Annotated in this window: 12 protein-coding genes and 1 riboswitch; of the genes, 9 read left to right on the top strand and 3 right to left on the bottom strand. The window is 53.9% G+C overall.

Features of this window, described 5'->3' with window-relative positions; translation table 11 throughout:
• Positions 1–92: 92 nt before the first annotated feature.
• The 3 genes from ACR64Q_RS11175 to cysT all read right to left on the bottom strand — a co-directional run bounded on the left by ACR64Q_RS11175 (position 93) and on the right by cysT (position 2901).
• On the bottom strand, positions 93–1136 hold the full coding sequence (locus tag ACR64Q_RS11175) for a sulfate/molybdate ABC transporter ATP-binding protein (RefSeq protein ID WP_313734756.1): 1044 nt from the start codon (positions 1134–1136) through the stop codon (positions 93–95).
• Between the two features lie 65 nt (positions 1137–1201).
• Positions 1202–2065, bottom strand: coding sequence for a sulfate ABC transporter permease subunit CysW (cysW, locus tag ACR64Q_RS11170; RefSeq protein ID WP_020481371.1), 864 nt, complete (start codon positions 2063–2065; stop codon positions 1202–1204).
• Positions 2066–2073: 8 nt separating this feature from the next.
• Positions 2074–2901 (bottom strand): sulfate ABC transporter permease subunit CysT, encoded by an 828-nt coding sequence (gene cysT / locus ACR64Q_RS11165; RefSeq protein ID WP_020481370.1) that lies wholly within the window; start codon positions 2899–2901, stop codon positions 2074–2076.
• 310 nt (positions 2902–3211) lie between these two features.
• Here cysT and ACR64Q_RS11160 point away from each other — a divergent pair, with 310 nt between their 5' ends.
• The 9 genes from ACR64Q_RS11160 to ACR64Q_RS11120 all read left to right on the top strand — a co-directional run bounded on the left by ACR64Q_RS11160 (position 3212) and on the right by ACR64Q_RS11120 (position 19017).
• On the top strand, positions 3212–3397 hold the full coding sequence (locus tag ACR64Q_RS11160; RefSeq protein WP_064010329.1) for a YezD family protein: 186 nt from the start codon (positions 3212–3214) through the stop codon (positions 3395–3397).
• 132 nt (positions 3398–3529) lie between these two features.
• Positions 3530–5041, top strand: a complete 1512-nt coding sequence (locus tag ACR64Q_RS11155; protein WP_313734753.1) for an alginate export family protein — start codon at positions 3530–3532, stop codon at positions 5039–5041.
• Between the two features lie 115 nt (positions 5042–5156).
• Entirely contained in the window at positions 5157–10241 is a 5085-nt protein-coding gene (locus ACR64Q_RS11150) for a PAS domain S-box protein (RefSeq protein ID WP_313734751.1), read from the top strand.
• A 1-nt stretch (position 10242) separates the two neighbouring features.
• On the top strand, positions 10243–14460 hold the full coding sequence (locus ACR64Q_RS11145; RefSeq protein ID WP_313734749.1) for a response regulator: 4218 nt from the start codon (positions 10243–10245) through the stop codon (positions 14458–14460).
• A 313-nt stretch (positions 14461–14773) separates the two neighbouring features.
• Positions 14774–14874: riboswitch (guanidine-I (ykkC/yxkD leader) on the top strand.
• A 63-nt stretch (positions 14875–14937) separates the two neighbouring features.
• On the top strand, positions 14938–15933 hold the full coding sequence (locus ACR64Q_RS11140) for an ABC transporter substrate-binding protein (RefSeq protein ID WP_313734747.1): 996 nt from the start codon (positions 14938–14940) through the stop codon (positions 15931–15933).
• Positions 15934–15948: 15 nt separating this feature from the next.
• Positions 15949–16758: an ABC transporter permease gene (locus tag ACR64Q_RS11135; protein WP_313734745.1), complete on the top strand. Its 810-nt coding sequence runs from the start codon at positions 15949–15951 to the stop codon at positions 16756–16758.
• A 5-nt stretch (positions 16759–16763) separates the two neighbouring features.
• Positions 16764–17603 (top strand): ABC transporter ATP-binding protein, encoded by an 840-nt coding sequence (locus tag ACR64Q_RS11130; protein ID WP_026600918.1) that lies wholly within the window; start codon positions 16764–16766, stop codon positions 17601–17603.
• A gap of 18 nt (positions 17604–17621) precedes the next feature.
• A complete protein-coding gene (locus ACR64Q_RS11125) occupies positions 17622–18353 on the top strand; it encodes an urea amidolyase associated protein UAAP1 (protein WP_313734743.1) in 732 nt (243 codons plus the stop codon).
• Positions 18354–18378: 25 nt separating this feature from the next.
• Positions 18379–19017: an urea amidolyase associated protein UAAP2 gene (locus ACR64Q_RS11120; protein WP_020481361.1), complete on the top strand. Its 639-nt coding sequence runs from the start codon at positions 18379–18381 to the stop codon at positions 19015–19017.
• Positions 19018–19042: the final 25 nt, after the last annotated feature.

Below are 19042 nucleotides of genomic sequence, written 5' to 3'. Positions count from 1 at the left end.
GGTGATTTGAGCGATGGGGCAACAATCGTGAACCGTGTCAAATGCCTGTTCGGGGCTATGCTCGGCATAGCCCGAGCTATGAAGGGATGCTGTCAATTAAACCAATGCGCTTGCTTGATATGCACAGCCACGCGGTCGCCCTTGTTTAAATTCAATTGTTTGAAGCGTTCGTTAGGCATTTCCGCAAACAGTGTTGCGCCGGAACCGTTATGTTGCGGATTGAACAGCTCGATGCGTATCGTCGCGCCCAGATGTTGCCAGTCTTTCAACGTCACCGGCGAGCCGAAAGGTTCTTCGGCCTTGACGATGTCGATATGATGCGGGCGCACGTGCGCGAAGATGCCTTGCGGTTTTTCCGCCAGAATCCCCGCACGTTGCAGCCAATTGCTTTCGGTTTCCGATAGATCGAAAACGTTGGTTTGGCCGATGAATTTGGAAACAAAGGCATTGGCCGGATGATCGTAAATATCGGCCGGTGCGCCTTGCTGCTCGATACGGCCTTGATTCAATACGACGACTTGGCTGGCCACTTCCATGGCTTCTTCCTGATCGTGGGTCACAAAAATACTGGTGACGTGCAATTCCTGATGCAGATTGCGCAGCCATTGCCGCAGATCCTTGCGCACGCTGGCGTCCAGTGCGCCGAACGGTTCATCGAGCAACAAGACGCTAGGTTCCACCGCCAAGGCTCTAGCTAAGGCAATCCGCTGCCGCTGCCCGCCCGATAGTTGATCCGGAAAACGATCCGCCAGCCAATCCAATTGCACCAACTCTAATAAGGCGTGCACTTTTTTGCTGATAAAGGCCTCGGTTGGCCGTTCCTTGCGCGGTTTGACCCGCAAACCAAAGGCGATGTTGTCGAACACCGTCATATGCCGGAACAAGGCGTAATGTTGAAACACAAAGCCGATGCCGCGCCGGCTGACATGTTGCTCGGTCTTGTCTTCGCCGCTGAGTAGAACCCGGCCGAAATCCGGAGTTTCCAGGCCGGCGATGATGCGTAACAAGGTGGTCTTGCCGCAGCCGGACGGACCCAACAAGGCTACCAGTTCGCCTTCCGGAATTTCCAAACTGACGTCGTACAAGGCGGCAAATTTGCCGAAGTTTTTGCTGATATTGTTTAACAAAATACTCATGTCTTTTATCTCATAACGGATGTTAAGCGGACGATGGAACGCCTGCGTTTTTTCGTCTTTCGTCTTTAAACCCTGGCCTGCTTCCATTCCAAAAAGCTTTTCAAAACCAGCGTGACGATGGCCAGGCCGGCCAGAATCGACGCGCTGGAAAACGCGCCTATGACGTCGTAATCGTTGTAACTGACCTCGACATGCAGCGGCAGGGTGTTGGTCACGCCGCGAATATGCCCGGATACTACAGACACCGCGCCGAATTCGCCCATCGCCCTGGCATTGCACAGCAACACGCCGTATAGCAAGGCCCATTTGATATTGGGTAAAGTCACTTTAAAGAATGTCTGCCAACCGCTGGCACCCAGCGACAGCGCGGCTTCTTCCTCCTCGTTACCCATTTCCTGCATCAGCGGAATCAGTTCGCGCGCCACAAAGGGGAAGGTGATAAAGATAGTGGCCAGCACGATGCCGGGCACCGCGAAAATGACCTTGATGTCATGCGCGGAAAACCATTGCCCGAACCAACCTTGGGCGCCAAACATCAGCACGAAAATCAGACCCGAGATCACCGGCGATACCGAGAACGGCAAATCGATCAAGGTGGTTAGCAAGCTTTTGCCCCAAAACTCGAAACGAGTAATCGCCCACGCTGCCGCGACGCCAAATACGGTATTCAGCGGAACCGTTATCAATGCAACCAGCAATGTCAGTTGCATGGCGGCGATGGCATCCGGCTGCGCCAGTGCCGTCCAATAGGCTTGCCAGCCTTTAGAGAAGGCCTGATATAAAACCAAGCCCAGCGGCACACATAGAAACAACACAATAAAACCCACCGCTACGCCAACCAGGCCCCAGCGCACCCAAAACGGATCATGTAGTGCTTTGAAGTTGGCTTGGCCGGCAGCGTCGCCGATGACATGAACGTTGGCGTGCATGATTCCTCCTAAATTTGCCCGGAGCGGCGGCGCGCCCAGAGTTGCAGTAAATTAACGATCAGCAACAACAGGAACGATACCAGCAACATCGTCAGAGCTATCGCCGTGGCGCCGGCATACTGGTACTGCTCCAGTTTGGTGATGATGAGTAGCGGAACGATTTCCGAGACATAGGGCAGATTGCCGGCGATAAAAATCACCGAGCCGTACTCGCCAACCCCGCGGGCAAACGCCAGCGAAACGCCGGTCAACAGCGCCGGAAAAATATTGGGAAAGATCACCTGAGTAAACACTTGCAGGCGTGTGGCGCCTAGGCTGGAGGCGGCTTCTTCCATCGTGGTGTCGAATTCTTGCAACACCGGTTCGACGGTCCGCACCACAAATGGAATACCGATAAAAATCAATGCCACCACAATGCCCAGCGGCTTATATGCCACCTGCACGCCAAAGGAGGCCATCAACCATTTACCCAGCAGGCCGCTGGGCTGAAAAATGGTCGCTAATATGACGCCGGCCACCGCCGTCGGTAAGGCAAAGGGTAGATCGATTAAAGCGTCCAAGAAGCGTTTGCCGGGAAAGGGATAACGCACCAACACCCAGGCAATCACAAAACCAAACAGGCCGGCCACCAAGGCGGCTATCAGAGAGGTACCGAAACTGACCCGGAACGACGATACCACCCGATTATTGGTAATGATGTCCACATACTCGCCCCAACCCAGTTGCAAACTCTTGAATACCAGAGTGCTCAAGGGGATTAGTACCACCAATGCCAGATAGAACAAGGTGTAGGACAGTGCCGGTCGAAAGCCGGGCATGATGTTGCTTTGAGTCATTGTGTTTCTCTGGAAACAGTCAGTAGGTGCTGACAGGATAGAGAAACTTAAATGCCAACGGAAATGATATAAATTGAATTGATAATCTGATATTCAGATAACAGATAGTTGAATTTCAGCGTTTAGAGCGAGGATGAGATGCTGCGCATCGGCGACTTTGTGTATCCCATTAACAGATATACATTTCTGTTTATATCGTTTTCAATCGCTTTTGGGTTTTCTTACCATTTATCTCACGGTCAGGGGCACTACCGGTCCCGCGACACGGATTCATAAACCCAAGATAACCCACCATACCTCAGGAGGCTATATGGCGATTGAACTCAACAGTCATGCGTTAAAGCAAGGCGACAACAAGGAGATTGCATTACAAATTGCCACGATTGTGCAGGATATTCGTTTTGGCTCGGTGGAAGTCGTTATTCACGACGGCCGTATCGTCCAAATCGACAAGCGCGAGCGCTTTAGACTGGGTCAGCAAAAAGATTCGGCATAAGCGGGTTCCTGGGCCAGACTTGGACTAACGCCGCTAAATACCTGTTTGTTTCTACCTAGCTAAAGGATGGCGAGATGGGCAGAATCTTTTTGTATACCGATAATTAACTACTCTAACCCCACAGTTAACCACATGAAACTACCATTAATTTACACAATACCGGCAGCAGGTTCACTATGCCTGTTGCTAGCTTGGCCGGGCTTAGTTTACGCCGAAGATTATTACGTGCCGACCAAAGGCTATCGCGTCGAACCTGCGCCAACCGATCCGCCCTTGTATGTGCGTAATTTAAGTAAAACCCAGTTCGAGCAGTTTCGTGATGTGAAATGGTTGGATGTGGGCTTGGATTTTCGCACCCGCTACGAATACCGGGAGAACGACTTTAGGCCGCAACGCTCCGGCACCTCAGAGTGGCGGCCCGATGCCGATAATTTGTGGTTACTTAGAACCCGCGCCTACGTCGGCATTAAGGAGATACTCGATCCTTTACGCTTTGCGGTCGAGATGGAAGATGCGCGCAGTTATAACGGCTTGTACCCCAAAACCGATGCCGATGTGAACGAGTTTGAAATGATCCAGGGCTATGGCGAGTTGTATTTCGACAATGCCTTGGGGCATAACCGGCCGATCAGCATTCGTGCCGGTCGTATGCATTTGGAGTTATTGGATCGACGCTTGATTGGTAACAACGAGTTCCGTAACACCACCAATAACTTTGATGGTTACCGGGTACGGTTCGGTAAAAAGCAAAACAACTGGGACCTGGACACCTTCGCGCTGCAACCGGTCGAGCGGCTTAAATACGAACTCGATCAGCCTGACGAAGACACCTGGATATATGGCGCGGTATTGAGCCTGAAGCAATGGTCCGAGTTTATTACTATCCAACCTTATTTCTTGGGGCGCAAAACCGATGGCGATCCCTCCAACCGGGTTCAGGCAAATCGCAAACCCACTATGGACATTTATGCGCCGGGTCTAAGGGCTTATGGCTTTTTTGGGGGCGGCTTTGACTTTGACGCGGATATTAACAAGCAATTTGGTCGTTACGGCTCATTGTCTGCTACTAGGGGGGAGTCCTTACGCCAACACGATGCGCTGGCCTATTCTTTGGAGTTAGGTTATAGCTTCGACCACGACTGGAAGCCCCGAGCCAGTGTCTATTACGGCTACGGTACCGGCGATAAAAACGCCGGCGACAACATCAACCAACGCTTCGATGCGTTCTACGGCTTTAATCAACCCTGGTCGCGGAACGATTATTTTTCCTGGGACAATATTCACGCACCGAAGGCCAGGCTGGAGTTTACCCCCTACAAAGACGTGCGTATCGATACTGGCTACAACGCTTACTGGCAGGAAAGCGAGACCGGCGGCTGGAATCGGGCCGGTTTGCGCGACACCACCGGCCGCAGCGGGGCCTTCTTGGGTCACGAGTTTGATATCCGCCTGCGACATAAACTCAATGCCTATGTGGATTGGAGCATGAGCTACGCGCGGTTTACGCCGGGCGACTTCACCGAATCCAGAGCTTTACCGGTAGCGCAAGGCGGGCAGGGCGCTTACACCAGCGAACCGAGCAATTTCTTCTATTTCGAAGTGTCATTGAACGCGTTTGGTGATGGTAAGCCTACTTACAAATAAAGATTCCCGTCCTCGCGGGAGCGAAGATAGATAACAACCCGGCTAATAATCAGCCGGATTATTTAAATTAGAAATCCCCCGGGCAGTCGCTATACTCTCAGCTAGAGGAGGGTTTATGCGTGAAGCAATCGCGCCTGCATGGCTGAGATGGATAGCTGCTGCCGGGCTTTATATCTTAACGGCCAGATTGGCTTTGTTGTATTTCGCGCCTAATGGCAGTGCCAGTGTGTTTTTTATTGCCAGCGGGCTGGCATTGGCGGCTATTTTGCTGGGCGGCCGCCACTATGTCTGGGCAATATTCATCGGAGCGTTGGCGCTTAATGTCTGGCAAGGCAAAGCGTTATTGAGCGCGACAAGCATATCGATCGGTAGCACTTTCGGAGCCTGGTCAGGCGCTTGGTTGCTCCAGCGCATCCGTGGCTTCGACCAATCTTTGAAAACTCTGCGCGATTACCTGGTGCTGATTAGTCTCGGCGGGGTTGTGGCATGTTCGCTGACGGCGGCGATAGGCACGTTGACCTTGTTTGCCGCCGGATTTATCGGCGAGGAGGCAGTTCTTTCCTCGCTGCTACATTGGTGGATGGGCGATACGCTGGGCGTGATATTGGTTACGCCGCTGATTCTGGTCTGGGCTAACAGTTCCTGTAAGGTGCAAGGTGTTAAACAATTCAGCGAAGCATTACTGATCATTGCCCTGAACTTTTTGGTGGGTCAGTTGGTTTTTCTCGATTGGTTTCACGACAGCCTCGGTGCTTACGCGAAAAGTTACTGGATATTTCTATTCGTCAGTTGGGCGGCGGTTCGTCTTGGCAGCCGCGCTACCACGCTGATCTTGGTCGTTACCGCGACACAGGCCATGTTCGGCTTGGTTTGGCGACGCTCCGGCTTGGCCGATCCCAGCTTGGGAGATAATCACGAAATCAACTACTGGTTTTTCATGGTGGTGCTATCGGTAGTGGGCATGGCATTAGCCTGCTATTTTTCCGAGCGGCAAAGGGCCTTGGAAACCTTGGCCGACAAAGAAGATTTGCTACGCACCCTGTTAAAGGCCATGCCCGATAAAATATGGCTGAAAGATCCCAACGGCGTTTACCTGCTGTGTAACCCGAGTTTCGAACCCCTTTTCGGCAAACCCGAACATGTTATCGTCGGCAAGACCGATTACGATTTTGTTAGCCGTGAACAAGCCGATACCTACCGCGAACAGGATTTTAGAGCCATCGCTGCCGGCGAACCTATTCGCAATCAGGACTGGGTAACCCATGACGACGGCAAGCATAAAGTACTCTACGAAACCATTAAAACCCCGGTTAATTCCAGCGACGGCAAATTGATCGGCGTGCTGGGTATGGCCCGAGACATTACCCAACTGCATGCAACGCAGATCGCCTTAAACGAGCGCATCCAGGAACAAAAATGTCTGCACGCGGTTTTTCGCGCCACCGAGGATTTAGAAAAGCCGTTGCCGGAGGTGCTACAGCTTGTTGTTGACCTATTGCCTGCCGGCTGGCTTTGTCCGGAAGCAACTGCCTTCCGCATGGAATGGGAAGGCCAAAGCTATTTCAGCGGTAATTTCAAACATCCTACCGGCTTGCTGACCGCGCCCATTCAAATCGACGGTGTAGCCTCCGGCAGCATTTCGGTCGCTCATCCGCAATCGCAGCCCGGACTGGACGATCAGTTTTTGGGCGAAGAACGACTCTTGCTCGATGCCGTGGCGGAACGGGTGAGTAGTTTTATAAAACGCCGGATCATCGAGGAAAAAGCCAGAAATCGCGAGCGGATTTTCAGTGCTATCGTCTCGCAGGCCACCGACGCGATTACCCTGATCGATGCTGAAACTTTCGAATTCATCGAATTCAACGATGCCGCCTGCCAACACTTGGGTTATAGCCGCGAGGAATTCGCCTGCTTGCGCCTGCCTGATATACAGGGGGAATTCGACGCAGCCCAGGTGCGCCAGATAGCAGACGATTTCATGCAAGCCGGCGGTGCGCAATTCGATACCTTACGCCGCCACAAGAACGGCACTTTGCTGAATGTCCATGTCAGCATAAAAGTGATTGAAATCAGAGGCCGCAATTATTTGTCCCTGATCTGGTCCGACATTACCGAACGCAAGCAGATTGAACAACAGTTCCGCCATCTCTTCGACCACAATCCGGCACCGATGTTGATCTACGAGCGCGGCACGCTGGCCATGGTTGCCGTGAACGACGCCTTTAACCAGTTATATGGCTACAGCCAAGCGGAAATCACCGCGCTAAAACTCACCGATCTGTTCCCGGAACAACAGAAACAAGCCATTACTAACTTGGCTGCCGGACTGCGCGGATTTGCCTATATCGGCGAGTGGCAGCATATCCTCAAAGACGGCCGGGTGATCGACATCATCGTGCGTTCGCACGACATCCATTTTTCCGAGCGTAACTGTCGAGTGGCAGTGATTACCGATATTACCGAACTGAAGCAGGCGGAAGCGGAACTACGCAAACTGTGGCTTGCGGTGGAGCAAAGCCCCAACAGCATCGTCATCACCGATCTGCAAGCGGAAATCGAGTACGTTAATCAGCATTTTACTACGGTCACCGGCTACAGTCGCGAGGAAGCCATCCGCCAAAATCCGCGCATCCTGCAATCCGGACACACCGGTCAAGCCACTTACGACGAAATGTGGAATACCCTGACCCAGGGTAAAAGCTGGTCCGGCGAATTGATTAACCGCCGCAAGGACGGCAGCGAATACATAGAATGGGCACAGATTACGCCGGTACGGCAAGCGGACGGTGCCGTCACTCACTATCTGGCCATCAAGGAGGATATTACCGAGAAAAAACGGGTAGAGCTCGAACTGGATTCTTATCGCCACCATCTGGAAGAGCTAGTGGCGGCGCGCACCGTAGAGCTGGAACAAGCCCGGCAGGCTGCGGAAGCCGCTACGCTGGCGAAGAGTCAATTCCTGGCCAATATGAGCCACGAAATCCGCACACCGATGAATGCGATTTTGGGCATGTTGTATTTGGCGCTGAAGCAGGATTTACCCTCAACCTTGCATAACCATTTGACGAAGGCGCAGAGCGCCGCGCATTCGCTGTTGGGTATCATCAACGACATTCTGGATTTTTCCAAAATCGAAGCCGGTAAGCTGGAGGTTGAGTCCACCGAATTTGCTCTGGATAGAGTGCTGGAACAACTCACAGACGCTATCGGATTACAGGCTGAGCAAAAAGGCGTGGAGTTTTTAATTCGCTACGATGTGAATATCCCCACCACCCTGCGAGGCGATCCACTGCGCTTAAAACAGGTGCTGTTCAATCTGTGCGGCAATGCCATCAAATTCACCGAACGCGGGGAAGTGGAATTGGCGTTACGGATGCTCAGCAAAAAGGCTGACGCGATCATCTTACAGATTTCGGTTCGCGATACCGGCATCGGTATGGATCGGGAGCTGCAAGGGCGGATATTTCAGAAGTTTACCCAGGCCGATCAGTCCACTACTCGGAAGTTCGGCGGCACCGGATTGGGATTGGCAATCAGCAAACACCTGGTGGAACTGATGGGCGGCAGGATCTGGCTGGAAGATTCACAACCCGGACAAGGCACGACTATTTGTTGCACGGTGCAACTGCAAATTGCCCAACAGGCCGAGGCGCGCCGCCGGGAGTTGTTGGATCAGACCGGGTCTTTACTGAAAGGCATCCGCGTCTTGGTAGTGGACGACAACGAAATTTCCCGAGAAATTCTCGCGGAAATGTTACGTTTCTTTCAATTGGATGTCAGTTTGGCCGGCGATGGCGCCAGCGCGATTCGTTTGCTGGAAACCGCCGCCGACCATCCTTTCGATCTGGTGTTGATGGACTGGCGGATGCCCGGCATGAATGGCGACGAAGCCACTAGGCGAATTCATGCCGATGCGGCAATTGTGCTGCAACCTAAGGTGATCATGATCACGGCATACGGCCGCGAAGACGTGATATTGCTGGCTCACCAAGCCGGAGTAGACGGTTTTCTGATCAAGCCGGTTTCGCCGTCGTCGCTGTTGGATAGTATGCTGTCGGCATTGGGGCGGGGCGACGTCCTCGAAAGGCAGGAATCGCAGTATGCCGCCGCTCAGGCGCCGCCGAATTTGCTTGGCCGCCACGTCTTATTGGTGGAAGATAACGCCATCAATCGCGAATTTGCTGTCGAATTGCTGCGCAGTATGAATATCGAGGCGGATGAGGCGGTGAATGGGGAAGAAGCATTGGCGATGGTGCAGCGGTACCAGTACGATTGCATATTGATGGACATCCAGATGCCGGTGATGGACGGTCTGGAGGCAACGCGGCGGATTCGCGCTTTGGCCGGGCAAGCGGGGGGAGAGCGCTTCGCCAGCTTGCCGATTATCGCCATGACCGCGTTGGCAATGGCTCGCGATGCCGAGGAAAGCCGGGCGGCCGGCATGAACGACCACATTACCAAACCGGTTGAACCGCAAAGCTTGTTTTCCTGTTTGGCAAAATGGCTGCCTGCCGTTTCCACCGTTGCTCTGGCCGAGACTTATCTGGTCGATGACGCGCCGGCACGGGTGGTTTGTTCGCCAGAGTTATTAGGCTTGCAAAGTTTGCAAGTCAGCGAGGGTATTCGCCGCATCGGCGGAAAGGAAACCGCTTACCGTAAACAACTCAGGCGTTTTCGCGAACATTATGCCAACGCAGTTGACGAATTACAGCGTATATTGCAGACCGACAATCTCACGGCCGCTGAAAATTATTGTCATTCCTTGAAAGGCGTGGCCGGCAATATCGGTGCCAACGCGTTTTACGAGTGCGTCGCCGGCATTGATGCCGAGCTTAAACAGCAGCAAAGGCCGGCCGCAGAAAACATGGAGCAGCTGCGCAATTTACTGCAACAGGTGATGACCGACATCGATAGTCTTGCCGCACCGCCGGCGCCGGCCGCATTGCCGACAAAACGGCTGTCCGCCGATGCCGTGAACGCTAAAATTACCCGGCTAATGGCTGTTTTGGAAACTGATTTAGGCGCAGCCGAAGCGTTGATCGGCGATTTACGCCAGGGTACGGCCGCTAGTGAATTCGAAGCCGATTTCGCCAAGATTGCCGCCGAGGTCGATGCGTTTAACATAGATCAAGCCATAGCCCTGTTGGTTGCGGTGCAACAACGCCTGTTGGCTGGACCATCACTAGATCAGCGAAACTAACATGTCCCAGACGAATAACAGCAAACCGAGTATTTTGATCGTCGATGACGTCAATGAAAACCTGCATGCTTTATTGAGCATTCTACGCGAAGACTACGCCATTCTTGCCGCGACCAATGGCGAAAAAGCGCTGGAACTGGCGACACGCGCCCCAGGCCCGGATCTAGTATTGCTGGACATCAAAATGCCGGGCATGGACGGTTACGAAGTGTTGCGGCGGCTGAAGACCGATCCGATGACGGCCGATATTCCGGTGATCTTCGTCACGGCCTTGTCGGAAACCGCCGACGAGGCCGCCGGTCTTAAATTGGGCGCTGCCGATTACATCACCAAACCGATTAATCCCGACCTGCTGAAACAACGGATACTGACGCAACTGGAATTGCGCCAATATCGCCGCAAGCCGCTCATGTCCTTAAACGAACAGATGTTGATCAGGGCAGAGCGACCGGCACTGCTGTTGGTTGACGATATGCCGGAGAATATCCACGAGTTGGCCGAGGCCCTAAAGGAGGAATACCGCATCCTGGTAGCCAACAACGGCCGCAAAGCCGTCGAAATAGTGCTGGGCCCCCATCCGCCCGATGTGGTGCTGCTTGACATCCTGATGCCGGAAATGGACGGGTATGAAGTGTGTCGGCGCATCAAGGCAACAGCCGTAGGTAACCGGATACCGGTGTTATTCGTCAGCGTGGTTGATAAAACGGTGGACAAAGTGCGCGGCTTCTCGATTGGTGCCGCCGATTACATTACCAAGCCTTTTGATATCGACGAAGTGCGGGCGCGGATACGCACGCATTTGGAACTTAGCCGCCTGAATCATCATTTCGAGCAGTTGATTGAGCTGCACACCGCCGAGTTGCAACACTTGGACTCTATCGTCTGCCGGTCTCCGGTGGTCGCGATTACCTGGCGCAACACCGAGGATTGGCCGGTGAGTTACGTCAGTGCCAATATCTCGGATTGGGGTTATCGTCCGGAGGATTTGCGCTTGGGCAAAGTGAAGTATCTGGATTTGCTCCCGCCCGAAGACCGGTTTCGGATCGAAGCCGAAGTCGCTGAACATATTGCCCATGGCCCGGACGAATATCATCAGGAATACCGCCTATTGCACGGTGACGGCCATTGGCTCTGGATCGATGAATTTACCCGACTAAGCCGTAACGAACAGGGCGAAGTGGATTCCTTCGATGGCTTGTTGAATAACATCACCGCACGCGTCGAAGCCGAGCAGGCTTTGCGGGAGCGGGAGCATCAATTGCGGGTGATGGGCGATAATCTGCCCGATGGTTATGTGTATCGTTACCAAATCTGGCAGGACGGGCGGGCTGCTCTGCAATACATTAGCGCCGGGGTGGAGAAATTGCACGGGCTGAAACCCGCGCAACTGATCGACGACATCAATCCGTTCTTTGCGCAAATGGCGCCCGAGTCGCTTCAGCAATACCGGGAAGCGGAAGCCGAATGCTTAAGGGAATTAAAAGTCTACAAAGGCAGCGTGTTGTTCAATCCGCCCGGCGGCCGCCAGCGCTGGATTGCTTTTCAGTCCAGCCCAAAACAGAAAGCCGATGGCAGCGTGGTTTGGGATGGTGTTGGTGTTGATGTCACTCAGCGTATAGAGAACGAACAAAAGCTGATTTTACAGGCCCGGCGTGCGCAAGCTTTGTTGGAACTGCCAAAGGCATCGGAAGACTTGAATGAAATGGAATTCATGCAGCGGGGTATGGTTCTGGCGGAGGATCTGACCTCTAGCCAGCTGGCTTTTGTGTACTTCATCAATGTTGACGAAGACAGTATGGAGCTGGTGGCTCAATCCCATGGCACTCCGGAATCAAAGGGCCACAGAGTCCCAGAGAAGTGCATTCCTCTGGCTCAGGCCGGTATCTTGGCCGAGTCTGTCAGAAGCCGCGAACCGGCCGTTTTCAATGATTACCCGGTTCATCTCCCTGAACAAGGTTTTTCTGAAACGCAACCCGAACTGCGTCGCCTGATTACCGTGCCGGTAATCGAGAATGGCAAAGTGCTGATGTTAACCGGTGTAGGGAACAAATCGAGCGAGTATACCGGGCTGGATGTCGAAACGGTTCAACTGATAGCCAATGCCCTCTGGCGCATCGTCCAACGCCAGCGTGTCGAGAAAAAGGCCGCCCGTTTCAGCCAGGTGTTGGCCCGCTCCACCAATGAAATTCATATTTTCGATAGCCGGACCCTGCGGTTTATTGATGTTAACCAGGGCGGGCGGGACAATCTTGGTTATTCAAGCCAAGAGCTCGAAGGGATGACGCCGTTGGACATAACACCCGAGTTAACCTTGGAAGCGTTTGAACTGTTGTGCGCGCCGCTGCGTGCGGGCAGCAAGAGTCGCTGCGATTTTTCAACCATCCATCGACGTAAAGACGGTAGCGAGTATCCGGTTGAAGTTCATCTGGAATTAATCGACGATCAACCTCCGTTATTTGTGGCCATCATCAACGATTTGACGGAAACCCGGCAGATGCAGGACCGCATCGTACAATTATCGCGGTACGACCCGGTCACCGGTTTGCCGAATCAATTTTTCTTCGAAGACCTGTTGTCGTCAGCCATCGCGCAAGCCGAGCATCAGCATCACGATATTGCGGTATTGCGTTTGGATATTGAAAATTTCCACATGATCGATGATACCTACGGTTACGAAATTGGCGACCAAACCTTGAAAATCATTGCCAATCGTTTGGTTAAGGCCGCAGGTAGCGAAGGCCTTGTCACCCGCATGGCCAAGGATAATTTCAATATTGCCTGTTCGGACATCAACGGCCCCTCGGCAGCCGAACAACTCGCTGAAACGGTGAGAGCGGCGGTCACGGAAGCAGTGGTTTTAGCCCAGCATGAAATCCATCTGGAAGCCAAGATCGGTATCAGTTTTTATCCCTCTGACGCTAAATCGGCCAGCGAATTGGTGCAGCGCGCCGGGATAGCTTTAAATCACGCCAAAGCCGATAAAGCGTCTGGCTTTCGTTTCTTCAAACAGGACATGAATGAGCTGTTACTGTGCAGAATCGCGCTGACCAACGATATGCGCCACGCGGTCGAGCGCGAACAATTTGAGCTTCACTACCAGCCTCAGGTCGATCTTACCAGCGGAAAAGTCATTGGCCTGGAAGCCTTGGTGCGCTGGAATCACCCGCGTGAAGGATTTTTGCCGCCGAATAAATTTATCCCCTTGGCGGAAGAGTCCGGCTTGATCGTGCCCTTGGGAGATTGGATTATCAAGCGGGCCGTATCGCAAACCAAGGAATGGCGCGATGCCGGCCTAATCCCTGAGGGGTTTACCGTTGCTGTCAATGTCTCCGCCATACAAATGCAGGCGGGTGGCTTGGTCGATTTGCTAAAGCAGTTATTCGCTGACACCGATTTGCCGGCCCATTATATTGAATTGGAACTTACCGAAAGCTTGTTGATGACAAATGTAGCCGAGACCCTTACGCTGCTGAAACAGCTGAAGGATCTCAGTATCCATCTGTCGATTGACGATTTCGGCACCGGCTATTCTTCGCTTTCCTACCTCAAACAATTCTCGGTGGACAAGCTCAAGATAGATAAAAGCTTTATCGACCATGTCATCACCGATGCCAACGATGCGGTGATTGTGCAAGCCACCATCGCGATGGCGCACAGCATGGGCCTGGCCGTCATCGCGGAAGGGGTGGAAACCCAGGGGCAAACCACTTACCTGAGAAGGCTGCGCTGTGATCAGCTACAGGGCTATTATTTCAGCCGACCCTTGCCCAGCGCTGAGATTCGGCAGTTATTGCAGGCTGGAACACTACTGCGATTCCCCTCGGATGAGCAAAAACCGCAGGTGCTTATCGTGGATGACGAACCCTATATCATGTCGGCGCTGAAGCGCTGCTTGTGGCGGGATGATTATGAAATTTTGACGGCCGGCAGTGGTGGAGAAGCACTAGAGTTATTGGCCAATCATCCTGTCATGGTGATTATTTGCGATCAACGCATGCCCGATATGACCGGTACGGAGTTTTTGTCGCGCGTTAAAATCATGCACCCGCGAACGGTACGAATGATTATTTCCGGCTATGCCGACCTAAACACTATTACCGAGGCTGTTAACAAAGGCGAAATATACAAATTCCACAACAAGCCTTGGGACGACGATGAATTACGGAATGACGTTCGGGAAGGCATCGCGCGTTACTATGCCTCTGAAAAAAACAGGTAATTGTAACGGCTTGCAATCGGTCATTTTGTGTCATCGGGCAAAGGGAAATATGGCAGCTTTAAAGGTCAAGGTTTTTGTTTAAAAGAGGGCATTTCGCAAACCAGCCAAGATCCAAATAAGCTACTTTGATCAGAATCTTGTGCACCAATTTAGATCTAATTTTGTCTGTGATTGCACCACTAAAACGCAAAAGGTTGGATTTTGCAATCGGTGTGATTATGTATATTATTGATTTGTATGCAGAGTTAAATATGGCATATTGCTTGCTGAATAGTTTTGCAACACGTGAGGTGCGATCATAAAAGCGCCTTATCAAAATGGTGACTAGGGTTCCGGTTCGATTTCGAACGTCAGCGACCGAGAGTTGCCGGCTTCTTTCGGGGAGCTACACGGCGGGATAAAAGCCCGGGAGGTCAGACGGTTTAACAAACCGGTCCGCCTCTACGTGTAGCTTTTTCAACCCGACCGGAGCTACTCATGACATCTACTTTCTCCCACTGCCTGTCCCGATTAATTGCGCTTGTTCTCGCTGCGGCGTTGTTTTGCTTATCTAAACCGGCTTTCGCCGAGGTAAAGGTCGGCGTCAGCGATTGGCCTGGCTGGGTGGCCTGGTATGTCGCCGAGAAGAACGGCTATTTCAAAAAATACGGTGCCAAAGTCAAACTGGTTTGGTTTGCCAATTACACCGACTCGATCTCGGCCCTATCGGCCGGCCAACTCGATGCCAACTGCCAGACCTGGTCCGACACGATGGCGCCGCTCAGCAAGAACGTGCCGATCAAAGCCATTTTGGTCAACGACAATTCCGACGGCAACGACGCCTTGATGGTCAATCCGGGCATCAAAAGCTTCGCCGACCTGAAAGGCAAAACCATCGCCCTCGAGCAATATTCGATATCCCACTTCGTGCTTGCCACGGCGCTGAGCAAGAACGGCCTAACATTCAACGATATTAAAACCGTAAACCTGTCGGCCGGCGATGCGGCGGCGGCGTTTCTGAGCGGTCGGGTCGACGCGACCGTGGTCTGGAATCCTTGGGTCAACAATATCCAAAGCAGCGGCAAAGGTTCTGCCTTGTTCACTTCCAAAGACATGCCCGGCTTGATCCCGGACTTATTGGTAGCAAGGGTTAAAGCCATCGAAACCCACCGTGCCGAACTGGTCGGCATGATCAAGGCTTGGCAGGATACGCAACGCTTTATCCGCGAGCAGCCCGACCAAGCCGTTACCGTTATGGCCAAAGTGGTCGGCATGAAACCTGACGCCTACAAAGTGTTTCTGCCCGGCACCCGCTTCTTCACATTGGAAGACAACTTGAAAGCCTTGGGACCTGCCGGCGAAACGAACTCGTTGGCAGCCGTCGGCCCAACCATCGCCGCCTTCTTGAAAGATAACCGTTTGATCGACAGCGTGCCGGATTTGGCGGTCGGCGTCGATGCCTCATTGGTGGCCGAAGCGCTCGCCGCTCACTAACGCAGGGTGGCAACTATGACTGGCAATTTAAATCCGCGCCGACCATTGTGGGCGATACGCGGCAGTTTGGAACGGCGCGCGCATTGGCTGATTGCAATGAGCGGTTTACTGTCGGTGCTGCTCGGTTGGTGGTGGGCTTCCGCCGGCGGCGCGATAGACCCGGTGTTCCTGCCGACGCCGCCTTTTGTGTTGGACAGTGCCTGGGAATGGCTGCGCGACGGCGATTTGCTCGGCGACATCGCCATCAGCGTTTACCGGGTCGTGGCCGGGTTTCTATTGTCGGCAGTGCTGGCCTTGCCCTTGGGCGTACTGGTCGGCACTTATGCGCCGGTCAAGGCCCTGTTTGAACCGTTGACCGACTTCATCCGCTATATGCCGGCGGCAGCCTTCATCCCGTTGGTGATGCTGTGGGTCGGCATAGATGAGGGCGCCAAGATCGCGATTATTTTCATCGGCACCTTTTTTCAAATGCTGTTGATGATCGCCGAGGACGTGCGGCGGGTGCCGATGGAGCAAATCGAAGCGGCGCAGACCATGGGCGCCGACCGCGACGAAATCGTGATGCGGGTGATCATGCCGTCGGCCAAACCGGCGATTCTGGATACCTTGCGGGTAACAATGGGCTGGGCCTGGACCTATCTAGTGGTAGCCGAACTGGTCGCGGCCAATTCCGGCTTGGGCTTTGCCGTGCTCAAAGCGCAACGCTTTTTACAGACCGACAAAATCTTCGCCGGCATCATTCTGATTGGGTTATTCGGCCTGGCTACCGACCAATGCTTCCGCTGGGCGCATCGCCGCAGCTTCCCTTGGCTGTACCGGAGATAGCGCCGATGACGACTCCCATCATTCAAATCCGCGACTTGCAAAAACGCTTTGCCGCCAACGGCGCGGACATCGTCGCCTTGCAGGATGCCGATCTCGACATTGCGCCCGGCGAGTTCGTCACGCTGGTCGGTGCGTCCGGCTGCGGCAAATCGACCTTGCTGCGCATCGTTGGCGGCCTGGAGCCAGCCAGCGGCGGTAGCGTCAACGTCGACGGTTTGCCTATCGCCGGCCCCGGCATTGACCGGGCCATGGTATTCCAGCATTACAGCCTGTATCCGTGGTTGAGCGTGACCGACAACATCAAGTTCTGTCGGCAATTAAAAGTGCATCGGGACGTATCGACGCTGGGCGATGTTGAATCAGCCGAAGGCCGGGCCGACGCCTTGATCCGCTTGATGGGTCTGAGCCACGTCGCCGACGCCTATCCGAATCAACTGTCCGGCGGCATGCAGCAGCGGGTGGCCATCGCCAGGGCCTTGATGGCTCGGCCGCGCATCTTGTTGATGGACGAGCCGTTCGGCGCATTGGACGCCCAGACCCGCGAAGTGATGCACGATCTGATTTTGCATGTATCCATCCTGGAAAAAACCACGGTGCTGTTCGTCACCCACGACGTGGAAGAAGCGATATATCTGGCACACCGGGTGGTGTTGATGGCCCCCCGGCCGGGACGCATCGCCGCAGTGCACACGGTACCGTTGCCGGACCACCGCGACCAGGACATGAAACAGAATCCGGACTTCATTGCCTTGAAAAAACAGATATTGGCCGGTATTCGCGAGACTTCCGGCATGCAAACCAATTACGAACTACTCGAGCGTCTGGGGCAGAGCCCGGCGCTATAACCGATTCAGGAGACCACGATGAGCTTAGCCTCTATAAATAACGAAGACCTGCTGTGGAGCGAAAATCTGCCGGCCGGCGCCCATACCTCGTTCCGGATGCGGCGCGGCAACCGCTTGCGCCTGACCGATTGCGAAGGCGGCGCCAATCTGGCGGCCTTGTTTATCAATGACGACGAACGCACTGAGCGCTACAACATGGCCGACACGCTGAAGGCCCAACATACCTTTCATCTGAGCGAAGGCTTTGTCTGCTATTCGGACATGGGCCGGGTGTTGTGCTCGATTACCGCCGATACGCTGGGCTGGCACGACACGGTGTGCGGTGTATCCGACGCCGCACACGTGCTGGCCAAATACGGCACGGCCAGTTACCAAAGCCATCGCAATGCCATGTATCGCAACGGCCGCGACAGCTTATTGATCGAATTGGAAAAGTGGGGCTTGGGCAAGCGCGACCTGGTCGCCAACGTCAACTTCTTCAGCAAGATCGCGGCCGACGACGATGGCAATCTGCAATATCAAGTTGGACATTCCGCCCCCGGCAACCAAGTAGAGCTGCGCTTTGAACTGAACACGCTGGTGCTGCTCAGCACCTGCCCGCATCCACTGGACCCGAATCCGCATTACCAGCCCAAATCGGTAAAGCTCGAGGCTTACCGTGGCGATTTGCCGGACCAGGACGATAAATGTCGCAATTTCCGCCCGGAAAACAGCCGCGGCTTTACCAATACCGAACGCTATTTCCTGTAATCACCGATTTTACGAGAACCAACCTATGCCCATCGTCGAAAGCACGCTCGACCCGAGCACCGCACTTTACGATTACACCTTGCCGGCCGGCGAACCCTGGCTATATACCATCAAACAAGGCCAGACCTTCCGCATCTTGGATCTGGAAGGCAACCAAGCCGTCGACACCTTGTTTTACAGCGCCGCCGACCATGAAGAACGCTACAGCGCCACCGACACGATACGCCACCAAGGTAATTTGTACCTGAGTGCCGGCACCAAGCTGATGTCCGGCGAGGGTAACGTGCTGCTGACCATCGTGGCCGACACCTGTGGTCGCCACGATACCTTGGGCGGCGCTTGTGCCGCCGAGAGCAACAGCGTGCGCTATGCCCTGGATAAGAAGCACATGCACAGTTGCCGCGACAGCTTTTTGTTGGCCATCGGCCACGCCGACTGCGGGCTGGCCAAGCGCGACATCGCCAGCAATATCAATTTTTTCATGAACGTGCCGGTCACGGCAGACGGTCAATTGACCTTTGCCGACGGCATTTCCGCGCCGGGTAAATACGTGGAAATGCGGGCCGAGATGGACGTCATCGCGCTGATTTCCAACTGCCCGCAACTGAATAATCCGTGCAACGCCTACAACCCGACGCCGGTGCGCCTGCTGATCTGGGATTGACCCGTAATCCGCGCCGGGACGACCC

The organism is Methylomonas sp. 2F7 (genome assembly GCF_057126975.1).
Note: the sequence above shows the minus strand (reverse complement) of the source record. Positions and strands in the feature narration are given on the sequence as shown.